Source organism: Bradyrhizobium acaciae (assembly GCF_020889785.1).
GTDB classification, from domain to species: Bacteria; Pseudomonadota; Alphaproteobacteria; order Rhizobiales; family Xanthobacteraceae; genus Bradyrhizobium; species Bradyrhizobium acaciae.
Genome location: NZ_JACMYK010000158.1, coordinates 1 through 16,057, shown reverse-complemented (window position 1 = coordinate 16,057; position 16,057 = coordinate 1). Strand labels below are relative to the sequence as shown.

The window sequence follows — 16,057 nt, the reverse complement described above, 5'->3', positions numbered from 1 at the left end:
CCGCTCCCCGGCCGGTTACGGGCGGCGAGGAGCCATATCCTCGTCCCTCGCAAGAAAGTGAGCGGATCTCGGACGGACGGATGTAACGTCCCGGGGCGGGGTTCGTATCTGTGACGAACCTGATCGCCAATTTGGCCGTCCGCATCGGAGATGATGATGATCGATCGCCGTATCCTGCTTGCTTCCGTCGCCAGCCTGCTCGGCCTCGCCGCCTTCCGCTGGCTGCGCGCCTCGCCGGCGCAGGCTGCCGAGAAGTTCGAGATCGAGAAGACCGACGCCGAATGGCGCGCGCAGCTGACGCCGCAGCAATACGAAATCCTGCGCAAGGAGGGCACCGAGCGGCCGGGATCGAGCCCGCTGCTCAAGGAGCACCGCAAGGGCACCTTCGCCTGCGCCGGTTGCGACCTGCCGCTGTTCTCGTCCGAGACCAAGTATGAGAGCGGCACCGGCTGGCCGAGCTTCTACCAGCCGCTGGAGAATGCGGTCGGCACCACGTCGGACCGAACCTTCGGCATGGTGCGCACCGAAGTGCATTGCCGCCGCTGCGGCGGCCATCTCGGCCACGTCTTCGACGACGGCCCGAAGCCGACCGGGCTGCGCTACTGCATGGATGGCTTTGCGCTGGTGTTTCACCCGGCCGCGCCGTCGGCGACCTGATCGCGTTTTCGAGCGCAGGAGCGCGGTCAGAACTGCGCTCCCTCCCGGCAATTGTTGCCTGCCCGGCAATTGTGCCCCGGTTAAACGGCCGGGGCTTTTTTTCAAGCGCATGATTTTGTTACGTTTCGTTTCCTGGCACGACCTTTGCGACATGCTCCTCCGATGCGGCCATCTGCTGATTGCCAGCCGCCCGGATTAGAATTGGAGAACATGTCATGGGTATCTTCGGCGCTCTTACGACGGCGGTCGGTGGCTTGCGCGCAGGGTCGTACGCGCTGGAAAACATCTCCGGCAACATCGCCAACTCGCAGACCACGGCCTTCAAGCGCATTGATACCTCCTTCCTCGACCTCGTCCCGCAGACCGCGCTGACCGCGCAGCTCGCCGGCGGCGTCACGGCGCAGTCCCGCTCGACCAACTCGGTGCAGGGCGACGTGCAGTCGGCGTCGGTCGCGACCTTCATGGCGATCAACGGCAACGGTTTCTTCGCGGTGCAGAAGCCCGGCGGCTTCACCGACGGCTCGCCAGTGTTCGACGGCGTCGACCGCTACACCCGCCGCGGCGATTTCCAACTCAACAAGGACGGCTACCTCGTCAACGGCGCCGGCTATTATCTCGAGGGTGTGCCGATCGACCCGACCACCGGCAACCCGTCGGGCTCGTCGCCGCAAACGCTGCGGTTCAAGAACGACTTCCTGCCGGCGCAGCAGACCACCAAGATCGACTATCGCGCCAACCTCGCGTCCTATCCCTTGACCACTGCGCACGACACCTCGGTTCCGGGCTCCGAGCTGATCCGGCCGGGCGCGTTCAGCGCCGGACATAACCCGCTGGTGCTGGGCACGCCGGCCGCGCCGTATACCGATTCCTCCGTCACCGGCACCGCGCAAAACAACAAGGCGACGCCGTCGGTCGCCAATACGGCCGCGACCCTGCTTTCGGGCGCTGCGGGTAGCGATTCGATCAATGCCAGCTTCAGCGCCGGCTCTGCCGGCCCCCCCGTCGTGCCGGCCGATACGATCACGGTCAACGGCACCGTCATCACCTTCGTGGCCTCGGGCGCGACCGGCAACCAGCTTAACGTCACCGATAGCATCGGAACGCTGCTGGCCAAGATCGATGCGATCACCGGTACCGCGACGCCATCGACAATCAGCGGCGGCAAGATCACCCTGCATTCCGGCACCGCGTCGGACCTGCAGGTAACGAGCTCGAACTCGACCGCGCTTGCGGCACTCGGCTTCACCGGGCAGGCGGTTGCCACCCGCGGCGGCGGCGGCACGGTCGGCACCGGCCAGGTCGTCGGCAACGACAACTCGACCTTCCTGAACGAATCCGTCTCGGGCGGCGCCGTCACGGCCTACGACGTGTCGGGTGCGCCGGTGAACCTGCAATTCCGCTGGGCCAAGACCGACAGCTCCTCGCTGGGCTCCGGACATACCGATAGCTGGAACCTGTTCTATCAGGTCAACCCCAATGCGACCGGCACGCAGGTCTCCTGGCAGAACGCCAACATCAACTTCACCTTCGCCTCGAACGGCCAGATGTCGCCGGCGATCTCCTCGGTGGCTCTCAACAACGCCGTGGTCAACGGCGTGTCGCTCGGCAGCCCCGTGATCAATTTCGGCTCCGGCGGCGTGACCCAGTTCGCGGACGCCAACGGCAACGTCCAGGTCAACCAGATCCAGCAGGACGGCTTCCCGGCCGGCCAGCTGCAGTCGGTCAGCGTTTCCACCAACGGCCGCATCGTCGGCAACTACACCAACGGCCGCAACATCGACCTTGCCGAAATCTCGGTAGCGACATTCAACGGCACCAACTTCCTCAAGCGCATTGACGGTGGCGCGTTCGAGGCGACCGACGAGTCCGGTGGCGCGCTGTTCGGCAAGGGCGGTAGCACCATCGTCGGTTCATCGCTCGAGAGCTCGAACACCGATATCGCCGACGAGTTCACCAAGCTGATCGTGACCCAGCAGGCCTATTCGGCCAACACCAAGGTGATCACGACAACGAATTCGATGGTGCAGGATCTCCTGAACGTCGTGCGCTGATCGCAGCGACGATGCACGTGCGAAGCAGTAAAGGCGAGTACACATCATGGGTTTGAGCCAAGCCCTTTCCACCGCGATGTCCGGCCTGCGGGCCACGCAGGCCTCGCTCTCGCTCGTGTCGTCGAACGTCGCCAACGCGGAGACGCCCGGCTACGTCAGGAAGACGCTGAACCAGGATACCGGCACCACCGGCCAGTTCGGCTCGAGCGTTCTCATCACCGGCGTCAACCGCCAGCTCGACGAATTCCTGCAGACCCAGCTTCGTACCGAGACGTCCGGCGCGTCCTACGCCGACGTCCGCTCGAGCTTCCTTGCCAATCTGCAGGGCGTCTACGGCAATCCCGACTCCACCGGCACGATCGAGGACGCCTACAACAAGTTCCTGACCGCGGTGCAGGGGCTGTCGACCAGCCCGGACTCGCAGTCGGCCCGGATCGGCGTCGTCAACGCCGCGCAATCCATGGCGCAGCAGCTCAACGCGACCTCGCAGGGAATCCAGTCGCTGCGCGCCAACGCCGAGGCGGGCATCAGCGACTCCGTCAATACGGCCAACAATGCGATGCAGCAGATCGCGCGACTCAATGTGCAGCTGCAGGCCAGTGGCGGCACGGCCGACGCGTCGACCGCGGCGCTGCTCGATCAGCGCGATCGCTACGTCACGCAGCTTTCGCAGCTGATGGACATCCGCACCGTCACCAACAGCCAGAATCAGGTGACCGTGTTCACCAATTCCGGTGTGCAGCTGGTGGGCACTGAAGCTGCGTCGCTCAGCTTCAATGCCCAGGGCACGATGACGCCCAACACGCAATACAATACCGACCCGACCAAGAGCACCGTCGGCACCATCACCATCAATTTCCCGCATGGCGGCACTTATGACATGGTGTCGACCAACTCGATCCGGTCAGGCAAGATCGCCGCCTATCTCGAGCTGCGCGACAACACGTTGGCGCAGGCCCAGACGCAGATCGACCAGTTCGCCGCCGCAATGTCGAGCGCGCTGTCGGACAAGACGACCGCGGGCACCGCTGCGACGGCGGGGGCGCAGTCCGGCTTCGACCTCGATCTTTCGGGGCTGCAGAGCGGCAACACCATCCATGTCTCCTACAAGGACAACACCACCGGCCTCACGCACAATCTGTCGATCGTCCGCGTCGACGATCCGAGCGTGCTGCCGCTGAGCAATACCGCAACCGTCGATCCGAACGACGAGGTGTTGGGAGTGGACTTCTCCGGCGGCATGAGCTCGGTGCTGTCGCAGCTCAACGGGGCGCTCGGCGGAACCGGGCTTCAGTTCTCCAATCCGTCCGGATCGACGCTGCGTGTGCTCAACGACGGCGCCGCCAACAAGGCCACTGTCACCGCGGCTTCGGTCACATCAACCGTTTCGTCGCTGACGTCGGGCGATCCGCAGCTTCCGCTGTTCACCGACAATGGCGGGCTCTACACCGGTGCGATCACCGCGAACGGGTCGCAGTCGACCGGCCTCGCTGCACGCATCAGTGTCAACACCGCGCTGGTCGGCGATCCCTCGCGCATGGTCGTGTACTCGACCAATCCGCAGACGCCGGCCGGCGACACCACGCGCGCGAACCTCATTCTGAACCAGCTCTCGAACGCGTCGTACAGTTATTCGCCGAAGACCGGCCTCGGCACGTCAGGCGCGCCGTTCACCGGCACGCTGTTGAACTTTGCCAAGCAGTTCATCAGCCAGCAGGGCGAATCGGCGACGGCGGCCAAGCAACTGGCTGACGGTCAGGATGTCGTGCTGAACACGCTGCAGACCAAGATGGACTCGACCTCCGGCGTCAACATGGACGAGGAGATGGCGCATCTGCTTTCGCTGCAGAACGCCTACTCCGCCAATGCGCGTGTGATGTCGTCGATCAAGCAGATGTACGACGCGCTGCTGCAGCTCACGTGAGGGTAACATGTCGATCGACGGCGTAAGCGGCAGAACTTCCTATATCGGCACCACGATCCTCAACCTGCGCAGTCAGCTCAATGACCTGACGACGCAGCTTGCGACGGGCAAGGTATCGACGACCTATGCAGGGCAGGGGCTCGATCGCGGCTTCGCGCTCAGCCTACGCGCCCAGATCAGCGGCATCAACGCATTCTCCGATACGGCCACCAACCTCAACACGCGCCTCGGTGTCGCCAACCTGACTTTGCAGGGGCTGTCCGACGTCGGGAGCCAGGTGAAGAACGCCGCGACGACCGCGACGCTGACGCTCAACAACAGCGGGCAGACGTCGGGCCAGATCACGGCGCAGGCCGCGTTCTCCAATGCGGTCGCGATGCTGAACAGCCAGTCGGGCGACCGTTATCTGTTCTCCGGCCGTGCGATGGATACGCCGGCCACGGTGTCCGCCGACACCATGTTGAAGGGGACGGCGACGCAGGCCGGCCTCACCCAGCTCATCAACGAGCGCAAGCAGGCCGATCAGGGCGCCAACATGATGGGGCGCCTGAGCGTCTCGTCGCCGCCGGCGACCACGACGGTAACCAGCGTTTCGGAGGACGGCTCGCCTTTCGGCCTGAAGCTGCTGTCGGTGCAATCGTCACTGACCGGCGCCACGGTGACGCAGCCGACCGGCACGCCGAAGTCGGCCTCGGTCGATCTCGGCGCCGTCAATCCGAAGGAAGGCGACAAGATCAAGTTCAACTTCACGCTGCCCGACGGCACCACCGATGCGGTCGAGCTCACGGCGACGACGACGAACCCGCCGCCGGCCGGTTCGTTCCTGATCGGTGCCGACACCACGGCGACGACGGCCAACCTTCAGTCGACGCTGACCTCGTCCATCAAGACGTTGAGCGATACGTCGCTGGTCGCCGCCTCCGCAGTCGCGGCATCCAACAATTTCTTCAATCCGGTCGCAACCGTTTCGGGCGCAGCCGTCAACAACCAGAACACGCCGCCAGCGCCGATCAGCGGCGCCACCGCCCTCTCGGGCGCAGCGGGCACCGACTCGCTATCCACGAGCTTTGCGGCCGGCGACACCATCACGGTCAACGGGACCCCGATCACCGTCGTCGCCTCGGGCGCGACCGGCAATCAGGTCAACATCACCGACAGCGTGCAGACGCTGATGGCCAAGATCGACCAGATCAGCGGCACCAAGAACCCGTCGACCATCAGCAATGGTGTGATCACCCTGCATGGCGCCGATGGACAAAGCCTCTCGATCTCGAGCTCCAACACGGCGGCACTCGGCGCGCTCGGCATCGCCAACAACACGACCGCGGCGCCTGCGCCGCTCAGGGTCGGAGGACCGCCGTTCGACACGGCGACCAGCCTGGTCGCGGGCACTCCCGCCAACACCGTGTACTGGTACACCGGCGAGAATGGCCCGGGATCGGCGCGCGGCACCGCCGTGGCACAAGTCGATCAGTCGATCACCGTGCAGTATGGCGCGCGCGCCAACGAGCAGGCGTTCCGCTATCTGCTGCAGAATGTTGCGGTGTATGCGGCGGTGACCACCAACGCCGCCAACCCGAATGCGAGTGCGCAGGTGACGGCGCTCGCGCAGCGGGTAAGCGGCAACCTCGCCCCGCAGAACGGTCAGCAGCAGATCCAGGACGTGCAGGCTGAATTCGCCGGTGCCCAGACGGCGACCAAGGCAGCCACCGATCGCCAGACCCAGCTCAAGGCAATGGCGGAAACGATGCTCGACTCGGTCGAGGGCGTCAATCAGGACGAGGTCGCGACCAAGATCCTGGCGCTGCAGACCAGCCTGCAGGCGTCGTACCAGACCACGTCGATGCTGTATCAGACGACGCTGTTGAAGTATTTGCCGGTCGGCTGATCGCTCGCCGCCCATCTCCAGCCAGCAAAAAGGCCTCCTCGCGGAGGCCTTTTTCGTTCAAGCGAGGGCTTGAGCGTTTTCAAGCGAAGTGGATGCCGGTTCGCGTGAGGAAAACGCGTCAGAACAAGAAGCTCTACGCGCTCTTGCGGGTATCGTCCTGATTGCTGTCCTGCTGACCGCGCGCGGTTTCCAGCAGCTTCTCCTCGTGCGCGATCAGCTTCTTGGATTCCTTCAGGGCGTGATAGAGGTCGCCGTTGAGGATGAAGTTGTTGACGCTTTCGATGAACGGCCAGGCGCTGGGCATCGCGGTGATGATGTCGCGCACCAGGCTGAAATAGGTCGGGTGGTGCGCCATCGGGTCGGGCGACAGATACATCAGCTGCACAGCGAGATAGATCAGCTTCGCCGGCGTATCCGCGGTCTCGGGCGTCAGGATGTCCTTCTCGCGCAGGATCGGGATCCGGTCACCGTCGATCAGCAGGCGGGCACGCTGATCGGTGTTGGTGATCACGCAATTGCCGACGATGATGCGCTCGTTCGGTTTGAGTTCGACCTTCAGGGCCATGACCGTTCTCCTTTGCCGGCAGACGCGCGATGTCGCCGCTAGCGGAACATCGTTCGGCACTGCTTAGCAGCCGCCGTTGCGGCGCGGGGCCGATGCGACAGCGATCCTTTCCCATGATGGTTAATGCTTGGTGAACAGGGGACGTGCCCACGCGCTGGCATTCGGCCGGAATCGGCAATCGTCTCAGTAGTTTTCGCGGCGAACTTCGCCTGACCGCGACAATTTTATTCTTCTGCATTTGTCTCAAATGCCGCGCTGGAGATTTCTTTTTCCTTCGCGGCTCGACCTGCAGGATCGGCCATCCGCCCGGTCAGAAAGGATTGGCGCGGTTCTTTCCTCAGTTTCACACCAGAAAGGTATGAAAATGTCCGGTATCATTCTCTCCTCCTCCGTTCGTCAGAACCTCCTCTCCCTCCAGTCCACCGCCGATCTGCTCTCCACCACGCAGAACCGTCTTGCCACCGGCAAGAAGGTCAACACGGCGCTCGACAACCCGACCAACTTCTTCACTGCACAGTCGCTCGACAACCGCGCCAGCGACATCAACAACCTGCTCGATGGCATCGGCAACGGTGTGCAGGTGTTGCAGTCCGCCAACACGGGCATCACGTCGCTGCAGAAGCTGGTCGATACCGCAAAGTCGATCGCCAACCAGGTGTTGCAGAGCCCGACCGGCTACACCACCAGATCGCAGGCCACGTCCACCGCGGCGCTCGGCGGCACGGCAGCCAACCTCGTCGACGGCACCACGATCAAGAGCGGAGACGTCCTGGCGATCGCGGCCTCGGCCGGTCAGCCCGCCTTCAGCTTCACCTTCGGGGCCAGCAGCTCGCTGGCGCAGCTGAATACGTCGCTCGCGGCCAGCAACCTGACGGCGAGCCTCGACAGCTCCAACAAGCTCGTCATCACCACGACGAACGACGCGGCGTCCTCGACGATCGGTGCGGTGACCTTCACCAACACCGGCGGCGGCACTGCGACGTTCAGCGCAGCCGGCACGGCTCCGGTTGCCGATCCGGCCTCGCAGTCGGCGCGCGCCGCTTTGGTGACGCAGTACAACAACACCATCGCGCAGATCACGACCACGGCGCAGGACGCCTCGTTCAACGGTATCAACCTGTTGAACGGCGACAACCTCAAGCTGACCTTCAACGAGACGGGCAAGTCCACGCTCGCCATCAGCGGCGTCACCTTCAACGCCACCGGCCTCGGCCTGAACACGCTGACGGCCGGCACCGACTTCCTCGACAACAACTCGGCGAACAAGGTGCTGACGGCACTGGGCACGGCGAGCTCCTCGTTGCGCAGCGAAGCCTCGACGCTGGGTTCGAACCTGTCGATCGTGCAGATCCGCCAGGACTTCTCGAAGAACCTGATCAACGTCCTGCAGACCGGTTCGTCGAACCTGACGCTGGCCGACACCAACGAGGAGGCTGCCAACAGCCAGGCGCTGTCGACCCGCCAGTCGATTGCGGTGTCCGCGCTGGCGCTCGCCAACCAGTCGCAGCAGAGCGTGCTGCAGCTGCTCCGCTAAGCGCGCCGACAAGCACTTCGATAACGGCGGGGGAAACCCCGCCGTTTTTCTTTGTCTCCGGGATATTACGGTATCTTTGCATGCCGTCAGAACGGCGCATTTCGTAACGCCTGCTAACCATATTTAAAGGCGCCGGATGCATAAATATCGAGCGCTAGAATTGCGTCTCCGCGGCCCGAGAAATCCGCATCCCATCGAGGTCATTAATGTCGAATGCAGCCCAGGCCTACGCCCGCACGTCCACGACGACGGCGTCCCCCCGTGAAATCGAAGCGCAGGCGCTGTTGAAGGCCGCGCGGCAGCTGCAGGAAGTCCAGGCGAACTGGAATGGCCTCGACAAGGCGCTCGATCACGCATTGCTGTTCAATCGCCGCCTGTGGTCGATCTTCCTCAGCGCGGCAGAGGGCGCCGACAATCCGCAGCCGCTCGAGGTGCGTCAGAACATCGCGAACATCAGCGTGTTCGTGATGAAACAGACCATCGACATCCAGATGAATCCGGACCCGTCGAAGCTGAAGTCGCTGATCGACATCAACTGCAACATCGCTGCCGGCCTTTCGGGCCGCGGCTGATCGACCGGTTCGCTGCGGAGCTCCCGGCATGGCCGACGTGTTGAGCATCCTGTCCGCCAACTACAAGGCCGCGGGCCTGACGGTCCCGTCGAAGACGCCGTATGTGGCTGTCGATCCGAAGCTCTATGAGGGCAGCTGGAGCGGGAAGTATGCCAACAACAAGTCGTTCAATATCTCGGTGTCGAACGTCGATGGCTTCCGCGCCAAGGTCCATTATCAGAGCGACGGCACCAGCAAGTATCAGGACGTCCTGATCAAGGACGGCTCGTTCCGGGTCGGCGATACCAAGTTTTCGCTGGTGCAACAGGGGACGGCGTTGATCGCCAATGTCGTGACCGATCCGGCCACCGGATCGACCTATCTCGACAAGGCCTATGCCACACAGAAGTGAGGGGCCGATCGCTTGCGTTACGCGCGGCGGTCGGTCGCGCGCGCCCGCGGCGGCGCATCCTTGCTGAGATCGAGCGCGTGGAAATAGGCGCGGCGGCGCAATACGGCTTCTTCGGGAAACTGCCTCACCACCAGGTTGGTGCGATTGTCGACCACCTGGTAGACCACGGCACGCGCATCGCGGTCGATGATGACCTGGTCGGTGACCGACGGCGCCTGATTTGAAATCGATGCATTGACGGCGTTGGGGTCGATCGTGACGCGCACGCTCGGCTCCGGAGCGGTGACGCTCTGGCTCGCGGGCAATTCGGTCTTCACCGCCTTCTGCGCCGTATCGCTCACCGGAGTGATCATCGGCGCTGCGACCGGTGCCCCCACCGGCTTGATGTTGAAATCTGTACTCATGACAGCCTCGTAGTGCACAGGCACTAGTTCGCTTGAGTCAAATCCCAACCCCTCACGATCCGCAACTCTACGGGGAACCTCTCAACAGGGTCTTAGAGAACACGCTGAATTCCGCGCTGCCAGGGCAGCGTCGAATTGAGCTAAATTGTCGGCGTGCGCGTCAGAGCGTGCGGCTGACGGCGATCGGCGTGATGTTGCGCGGGCCCGGCGCGGCGCGCTGTCCGTTCGCGGTGTAGGTGTTCGGGATGTTGCGCCGCTGTACCTCGGCATTGACGCCGCGGACGATGCCTTCAGAGACGGCGTGCGCGGTCGCAAGCACGGTCAGGTTGACCTGCAGCATGGCGCGGAAGGTCTCATGATGACGCCGCAGTGTCGCAAGCAGTTCGGGATCGGTCTGCGCGAGCATCTTCTGCATCGATTTCAGATGCTCGACCGCAAGCATGTAGCGCCGCGACAAATCGGACTTCTGCGCCTCGAGCCGCATGCCCTCGCGGATCTTGCCGGCGCGAACGAATTCGGTTTCCTGCTCGACGACGGCAAGCAGCGCGCTCATCACTTCGGTCAACTCGTTGGCGAGGCGCGCGACGTCTGGAGGCGTCGACGTCGCGGGCCGCGCGGCGGGGGCGGAGGCTTGACGGTGCTGTGGACGCTGGTTCATCGCGCTGCTCCTCGAAACAGAATTAGCTCTTGTTTGCCTGCTGCAGGATCAGCGAGCGGAACACTTCGTTGGAAATGCCGACGCCGCCGGATTTGGCGAAGTTCTTCGAATATTCGTCGGTCAGCATCGAGCGCCACGCGCCGGTGCCGACGGTGTCGCCGTACGGGCCTTCGCCTTTCAGGCCGGTCGTCATCTGCGAGAACATCGAGTTCAGGAACATCGATTCGAAATCGGTGGCGGTCGCCTTTGCCTTGGTGATCTGCTGCGGCGTCACCTTCTTCATCGCATCCTGAAGCACGGGATCGGGACGGCCGTTGAACATCGGCATCAGCGCCTTGTTAGGCATGCTGCCGGTGGTGCTGTTGATCAGGCTCGCCATCACATCACCTCGATGTCGGCTTCGATCGCGCCGGCGGCCTTGATCGCCTGCAGGATGCTGATGAGGTCGCGCGGTCCGATGCCGAGGCCGTTGAGGCCGTCGACGAGCTGCTGCAGCGAGACGCCGTTTCTGACGAGCGCAAATTTCTTGCCGTCCTCGCTGACGCCGACGCTGGTGCGCGGTGTCACGACCGTTCGGCCGCGCGACAGCGGATTGGGCTGACTGACCTGTGGGGCTTCCGAGATCGTGACGGTGAGGTTGCCCTGTGCCACCGCGACGGTCGCGACGCGCACGTCGCGGCCCATCACGATGATGCCGGAGCGCTCGTCGATCACGATCTTCGCGGTGAGGTCGGGATCGACCTGCAACTGCTCGATCTCAGTCAGGAAGGCGACGACGTTGCCCTTGAACTCCGACGGGACCGAGAGCTGCACCGTAGAGGGATCGATCGGCTCGGCTGTCTTGACGCCGAGATAGTCGTTGACCGCGGCGGCGATCCGTTTTGCTGTCGTGAAGTCAGCATTGCGCAGCGCGAGCCGTACATTGGGCAGGCGGTTGAGCGCGAACTCGATCTCGCGCTCGATGATGGCGCCGTTGGCGATCCGGCCGACCGTCGGCACGCCGCGCACGACGCTGGCGGCGGCGCCTTCGGCCGCGAAGCCGGCGACCGCTACCGATCCCTGTGCCACCGCATAGACATTGCCGTCGGCGCCGAGCAGGGGGGTGACGAGCAGGGTGCCGCCCTGCAGGTTCTTGGCATCGCCGAGCGCGGAGACGGTGACGTCCATGCGCGTGCCCTGGGTGCCGAATGCCGGCAGATTGCCGGTCACCATCACGGCGGCGACGTTACCGGTGCGGATGGTAGCGCCGCGGATGTTGACGCCCATGCGCTCGAGCATGGCTTGCAGCGATTGCTTGGTGAAGGGGATGTTGTTGAGCGTATCGCCGGTGCCGTTGAGGCCGACCACGAGGCCGTAACCGATCAACTGGTTCTGGCGCACGCCCTCGATATTGGCGAGATCCTTGATCCGCGACGTCGCGGCCGCCGGCATGACGGAGGCCGCCAGCATCAGCAACGCGGCGCAGGCCACTCCGAATAAACTTGCGATGCGGATGCCGGGCATCCCGATGCTCCCCTCGAACTGAACTCGCGGATCGCGCGACACTCCCATGACGGGCGATCCGCCATTAACCATGCGAGCTGCGTGCCAGTTCGTTTTGCTGGAGCAATGTATTGATATATTTATCGAAATTGTCTGGCCGCCGTTTGGCTTGGGTTGGCCAGGGAGCGCGAAACTGCCGTGCGGCGGCAGAAATTGCCGGGTCGTTTACGTGTCGTTAACCATAAAACGGCGATGCTCGCGGCATTCAGGCCTGCGGGATCATCGCGATGCGCATCTACGGACCGAACGGCACCACGCTTGGCACGTCCACCAGTTCCACGCGGCGTACCTCGTCGAGCGGCTTCTCGCTGCCGGATGCGACGAGCGCGCAGGAGGAGGTGCGCTCCACCTCCGCGCCGAAGGCCGCGGCCAGCCTGGACGCGCTGCTCGCGTTGCAGGGCATCGAAGACCCGACCGAACGCCGCAAGCGGTCGGTGGCCCGCGGCAAGGGCGCACTCGACGTGCTCGACGCGCTCAAGCTCGGACTGCTGTCCGGCAATTTCGATTCCTCGACGGTGAACCGACTGCGCGATGCTGCGGCTAGCCTGAAGGAATCCTCCGGCGATCCTGGCCTCGATGCCGTGCTCGGCGAGATCGAACTCCGCGTCGAAGTCGAACTCGCCAAGGCCGGGCAATACTAGGCTCCCCTCGATCGACCAATCCCTACCTCACGCCGCCAGCGATTCACGCCGCCAGCGCCTTGCGCTGTGTGTCGTAGCGGCGTTGCGCGGCCAGCACCTCCTTCAGATTCTGTTCGGCCCAATCCCGTAGCGGATCGACCGCTTCGGCGAGCGTCGATCCGAGCGGCGTGATCGAATACTCGACGGTGACCGGAACGGTTGCGATCGCGCGGCGTCGCAGCAGCCCGTCGCGCTCCAGGCTCTTCAACACTTGCGACAGCATCTTCTGCGAGATGCCTTCGATGGCGCGGCGGAGCTGGTTGAAGCGCATCGGCTCGCTGCGCAGCAGCAGCAGGATCAGCACGGCCCATTTGTCGCCGACCCGGTCGAGGATCTGGCGCGTCGGGCAATTGGCGGCATAGGCGTCCGGCTTCAGGCTCGCGGCTTTCATCGGGTTACTCCGGCGTAATCAGGTGAGAAAAGAGTGCCTTCTTCACACTTACATCCATTTCGCTATCTAGTCACCATTGGAAACCATCAATCGGAGACTTGAGATGAAGATCGCCATCGCCGGCGCATCCGGCCAGGCCGGTTCGCGCCTCACCGCGGAACTCGCCCGCCGCGGCCATGCCGTCACCGCCATCGCCCGCAACCCGGAGAAGATCGCCAGCCTCGCCAATGTCACCGCCAAGAAGGGCGACGTGAACGATCAGGCTGCCCTGGCCGCGCTGTGGGCCGGCCACGACGCCGCGATCAGTTCCGTCCATTTCTCGGTCAGCGACCCCGCCAAGCTGATCGGCGCGGCCAAGGCGTCCGGGGTGGGCCGCTATCTGGTGGTCGGCGGCGCCGGCAGCCTCGAGGTGGCGCCCGGCGTCCGCCTAGTGACCACCCCCGATTTTCCATCCCAATACAAAGCCGAGGCCTCCAAGGGCGCCGAATTCCTCGACCTGCTGCGGCTGGAGAAGGACCTGAACTGGACCTTCCTGTCGCCCTCGGCGCTGTTCGTGGCGGGTGAGCGGACCGGCAAGTTCCGCCTCGGGACCGACCAGCTTCTGACCGCTGCCGACGGCAAAAGCTCGATCTCGTTTGAGGATTTCGCAGTTGCACTCGCCGACGAAATCGAGCGCCCGGCCCATATCCGCCAGCGCTTTACGGTCGGTTATTGAGGCCTCAGGGCGGCCCCCGGGCAGGGCGGATAAGTTTGCCTGTGCAAGGCCTTGGGGGCAGCCCGCCATTCGCGGTGGCAGATATTGTCTGTCACATGACGTGGCTATATAAGGCGCCGCGCGGAGGGGGTTTGTTCCCTCCGCCTGACAGGGACATGGCTGCCTTTGGAAAAGCTGAAGAACTACCGGCCGACTGAAAAAGAGCCTTTCATGAATGAGCGGCAGCGCGACTATTTCCGCGCCAAGCTGCTGGCCTGGAAGGATGAGATCCTCCGCGAATCGAAGGTCACGCTGCAGACGTTGCAGGAAGAGAACGTCAATCATCCCGATCTCGCGGACCGAGCTTCCTCGGAAACCGACCGCGCGATCGAACTTCGTGCCCGTGATCGTCAGCGCAAGCTGATCTCCAAGATCGACGCGGCGCTCCAGCGCATCGAAGACAACACCTACGGCTATTGCGAAGAGACCGGTGACCCGATCTCGCTGAAGCGGCTCGAAGCCCGCCCGATCGCGACGCTGTCGGTGGAGGCGCAGGAACGCCACGAGAAGCGCGAGAAGGTCTATCGCGACGAGTAGTCGCGGCGGATCGCCCCACTGATTGGTTCCGGCGCGCACCGGTTGTAGGTTCGCGCCGCCATGATGACACGCATTCTCAGCCTGGGCTGATTTCCAGGAAACGCGCTTCCGGACGGACGTGCGGATCGTTCCGGCAAGCTTTGCGTTGGCCCGTCCCAGCAAACGAATGAGCCGGTCGGGTTCCGCGCAGCGCAGAACACCGACGGCCTGAACCTCTCTCATCGAACGACAGTCAGCCCGGTTCGGCTTCGAGTGTTGTCCGGTTGGCCTCCGCGTGACGGCGCGGACCGAACAGCTTCGACCACGCCAGCAATTCGCGGAAGGCCGGCGTCAGGCCCCAGGCCGAATCCGTCAGCTCGTATTCCACCTGCAGCGGCTTCTCGGCGAGCACCTTGCGCGCCACCAGCCCGTCATGCTCGAGCTCGCGCAGTTGCGCGGTCAGCACGTGCTGGGTGATCGGCACCAGCGCGCGGCGCAGTGCGCCGAACCGGACGCTGCCATTCATCAGCGTGAACAGGATCTCGAGCTTCCATTTTCCCCCGAGCGCGTGGATCGCGTGCTTGAACTCGATCAGCAGGGTGGGGTCGGTCGGGCAGCCCTCGCATTCGCCGCCGTCACACAGATCGCTGGTATTGTTTTCCATACCGGTCTCGAATTTCATTCTACTTGTCCGACGTCAGATAGTGACCAGATGCGGGCTGTGCAGGGTGGGCGGCGCAATGACCGGTCCCGCCGAACGATCAAGAGGGCGAGGACATGAGCACGGTTTTGGTCACGGGCGGCTCGGGTTTCATCGGCGTGCATACCATTCTGCAACTGCTCGCCGACGGGCATGCGGTGCGAACCACGGTGCGCAATCCTGAGCGCAGCAGGGACGTGATCGCGATGCTGCGCGAGGGCGGTGCGGTTGCCCCCGACCAGGTCGGCTTCGTCACCGCCGATCTCACGCGCGACGACGGCTGGCGCGAGGCGGCCGCAGGGTGCGACTACGTGCTGCATGTCGCCTCGCCGCTCGGCGCGCCCGTGCCGGAGGACGAAAATGAGCTGATCGTTCCGGCGCGCGAAGGCACGCTGCGCGTGCTGCGCGCGGCGCGCGATGCCGGCGTCAAACGCGTCGTCATCACATCGTCGTTCGCCGCGATCGGCTATGGCCATCCGCCGCAAGCCAGGCCGTTCGATGAGACCGTGTGGTCCAATCTCGATGGGCCCGACGTGCAGGCCTATCCGAAATCCAAGACACTGGCCGAGCGCGCCGCCTGGGACTTCGTCGCACGCGAAGGCAGTGGCCTCGAGCTCGCCGTGGTCAATCCGACCGCGGTGTTCGGTCCGGCGCTCGGGCCTGATTTCTCGGAGTCGATCGGCATCATCAAGGCGCTGCTCGACGGCGCGATGCCGGCGGTGCCCCGGATCCATTTCGGGCTCGTCGACGTGCGCGATGTCGCCGATCTGCATCTGCGCGCCATGACGTCGCCCAAGGCCAAGGGCGAGCGGTTCCTCGCGGTCGCCGGC

At 64.1% G+C, this 16,057-nt stretch carries 18 protein-coding genes; 11 read left to right on the top strand and 7 right to left on the bottom strand.

Translation table 11 applies throughout. The features are described 5' to 3' along the window. Nucleotides 1–156 precede the first annotated feature (156 nt). The 4 genes from msrB to H8A92_RS34815 all read left to right on the top strand — a co-directional run bounded on the left by msrB (nt 157) and on the right by H8A92_RS34815 (nt 6,520). Nucleotides 157–657: a peptide-methionine (R)-S-oxide reductase MsrB gene (gene msrB, locus H8A92_RS34830; RefSeq protein ID WP_229187281.1), complete on the top strand. Its 501-nt coding sequence runs from the start codon at nt 157–159 to the stop codon at nt 655–657. A 215-nt stretch (nt 658–872) separates the two neighbouring features. Beyond that, nucleotides 873–2,708: a flagellar hook-basal body complex protein gene (locus tag H8A92_RS34825; protein WP_229199862.1), complete on the top strand. Its 1,836-nt coding sequence runs from the start codon at nt 873–875 to the stop codon at nt 2,706–2,708. Between the two features lie 46 nt (nt 2,709–2,754). Beyond that, a complete protein-coding gene (flgK, locus tag H8A92_RS34820; RefSeq protein WP_229199861.1) occupies nt 2,755–4,632 on the top strand; it encodes a flagellar hook-associated protein FlgK in 1,878 nt (625 codons plus the stop codon). Nucleotides 4,633–4,639: 7 nt separating this feature from the next. After that, nucleotides 4,640–6,520, top strand: coding sequence for a flagellar protein (locus tag H8A92_RS34815; protein ID WP_229199860.1), 1,881 nt, complete (start codon nt 4,640–4,642; stop codon nt 6,518–6,520). Between the two features lie 133 nt (nt 6,521–6,653). Here H8A92_RS34815 and flbT read toward each other — a convergent pair whose 3' ends face one another. Continuing rightward, the gene (flbT, locus tag H8A92_RS34810) at nt 6,654–7,085 is read right to left on the bottom strand and encodes a flagellar biosynthesis repressor FlbT (protein ID WP_229199859.1); all 432 of its coding nucleotides are present in this window, start codon (nt 7,083–7,085) and stop codon (nt 6,654–6,656) included. 364 nt (nt 7,086–7,449) lie between these two features. Here flbT and H8A92_RS34805 point away from each other — a divergent pair, with 364 nt between their 5' ends. The 3 genes from H8A92_RS34805 to H8A92_RS34795 all read left to right on the top strand — a co-directional run bounded on the left by H8A92_RS34805 (nt 7,450) and on the right by H8A92_RS34795 (nt 9,582). Continuing rightward, a complete protein-coding gene (locus H8A92_RS34805) occupies nt 7,450–8,619 on the top strand; it encodes a flagellin N-terminal helical domain-containing protein (RefSeq protein ID WP_229199858.1) in 1,170 nt (389 codons plus the stop codon). Between the two features lie 206 nt (nt 8,620–8,825). After that, the gene (flaF, locus tag H8A92_RS34800; protein ID WP_229199857.1) at nt 8,826–9,191 is read left to right on the top strand and encodes a flagellar biosynthesis regulator FlaF; all 366 of its coding nucleotides are present in this window, start codon (nt 8,826–8,828) and stop codon (nt 9,189–9,191) included. Between the two features lie 28 nt (nt 9,192–9,219). Further along, on the top strand, nt 9,220–9,582 hold the full coding sequence (locus tag H8A92_RS34795) for a hypothetical protein (protein ID WP_050403499.1): 363 nt from the start codon (nt 9,220–9,222) through the stop codon (nt 9,580–9,582). 17 nt (nt 9,583–9,599) lie between these two features. Here H8A92_RS34795 and H8A92_RS34790 read toward each other — a convergent pair whose 3' ends face one another. From H8A92_RS34790 to H8A92_RS34775, 4 genes are all read right to left on the bottom strand, one after another. Beyond that, entirely contained in the window at nt 9,600–9,986 is a 387-nt protein-coding gene (locus H8A92_RS34790) for a hypothetical protein (RefSeq protein WP_229199856.1), read from the bottom strand. A gap of 160 nt (nt 9,987–10,146) precedes the next feature. Continuing rightward, nucleotides 10,147–10,644, bottom strand: coding sequence for a hypothetical protein (locus H8A92_RS34785; protein ID WP_229199855.1), 498 nt, complete (start codon nt 10,642–10,644; stop codon nt 10,147–10,149). Nucleotides 10,645–10,666: 22 nt separating this feature from the next. Continuing rightward, on the bottom strand, nt 10,667–11,023 hold the full coding sequence (gene flgJ / locus H8A92_RS34780) for a flagellar assembly peptidoglycan hydrolase FlgJ (RefSeq protein ID WP_420831409.1): 357 nt from the start codon (nt 11,021–11,023) through the stop codon (nt 10,667–10,669). After that, a complete protein-coding gene (locus tag H8A92_RS34775; protein WP_229199854.1) occupies nt 11,023–12,147 on the bottom strand; it encodes a flagellar basal body P-ring protein FlgI in 1,125 nt (374 codons plus the stop codon). Before H8A92_RS34775 ends, flgJ begins: the two co-directional genes overlap by 1 nt. Before the next feature lie 266 nt (nt 12,148–12,413). Here H8A92_RS34775 and H8A92_RS34770 point away from each other — a divergent pair, with 266 nt between their 5' ends. Beyond that, nucleotides 12,414–12,827: a flagellar assembly protein FliX gene (locus H8A92_RS34770; RefSeq protein ID WP_229199853.1), complete on the top strand. Its 414-nt coding sequence runs from the start codon at nt 12,414–12,416 to the stop codon at nt 12,825–12,827. 43 nt (nt 12,828–12,870) lie between these two features. On the opposite strand, the gene H8A92_RS34765 is transcribed toward H8A92_RS34770, so the two are convergent. Next, nucleotides 12,871–13,257 (bottom strand): winged helix-turn-helix transcriptional regulator, encoded by a 387-nt coding sequence (locus tag H8A92_RS34765; protein ID WP_029085377.1) that lies wholly within the window; start codon nt 13,255–13,257, stop codon nt 12,871–12,873. A gap of 103 nt (nt 13,258–13,360) precedes the next feature. Between H8A92_RS34765 and H8A92_RS34760 the strand changes: the two genes are divergently transcribed. Further along, nucleotides 13,361–13,972, top strand: coding sequence for an NAD(P)-dependent oxidoreductase (locus H8A92_RS34760; protein WP_229199852.1), 612 nt, complete (start codon nt 13,361–13,363; stop codon nt 13,970–13,972). Nucleotides 13,973–14,182: 210 nt separating this feature from the next. Further along, complete coding sequence (gene dksA, locus H8A92_RS34755; protein ID WP_021077973.1) at nt 14,183–14,548, top strand: RNA polymerase-binding protein DksA; 366 nt, start codon at nt 14,183–14,185, stop codon at nt 14,546–14,548. A 232-nt stretch (nt 14,549–14,780) separates the two neighbouring features. Here dksA and H8A92_RS34750 read toward each other — a convergent pair whose 3' ends face one another. Then, nucleotides 14,781–15,209: a winged helix-turn-helix transcriptional regulator gene (locus H8A92_RS34750; protein WP_229199851.1), complete on the bottom strand. Its 429-nt coding sequence runs from the start codon at nt 15,207–15,209 to the stop codon at nt 14,781–14,783. Between the two features lie 95 nt (nt 15,210–15,304). Between H8A92_RS34750 and H8A92_RS34745 the strand changes: the two genes are divergently transcribed. Beyond that, the coding region (locus H8A92_RS34745) for an SDR family oxidoreductase (protein WP_229199850.1) at nt 15,305–16,057 on the top strand (753 nt) is incomplete at its 3' end.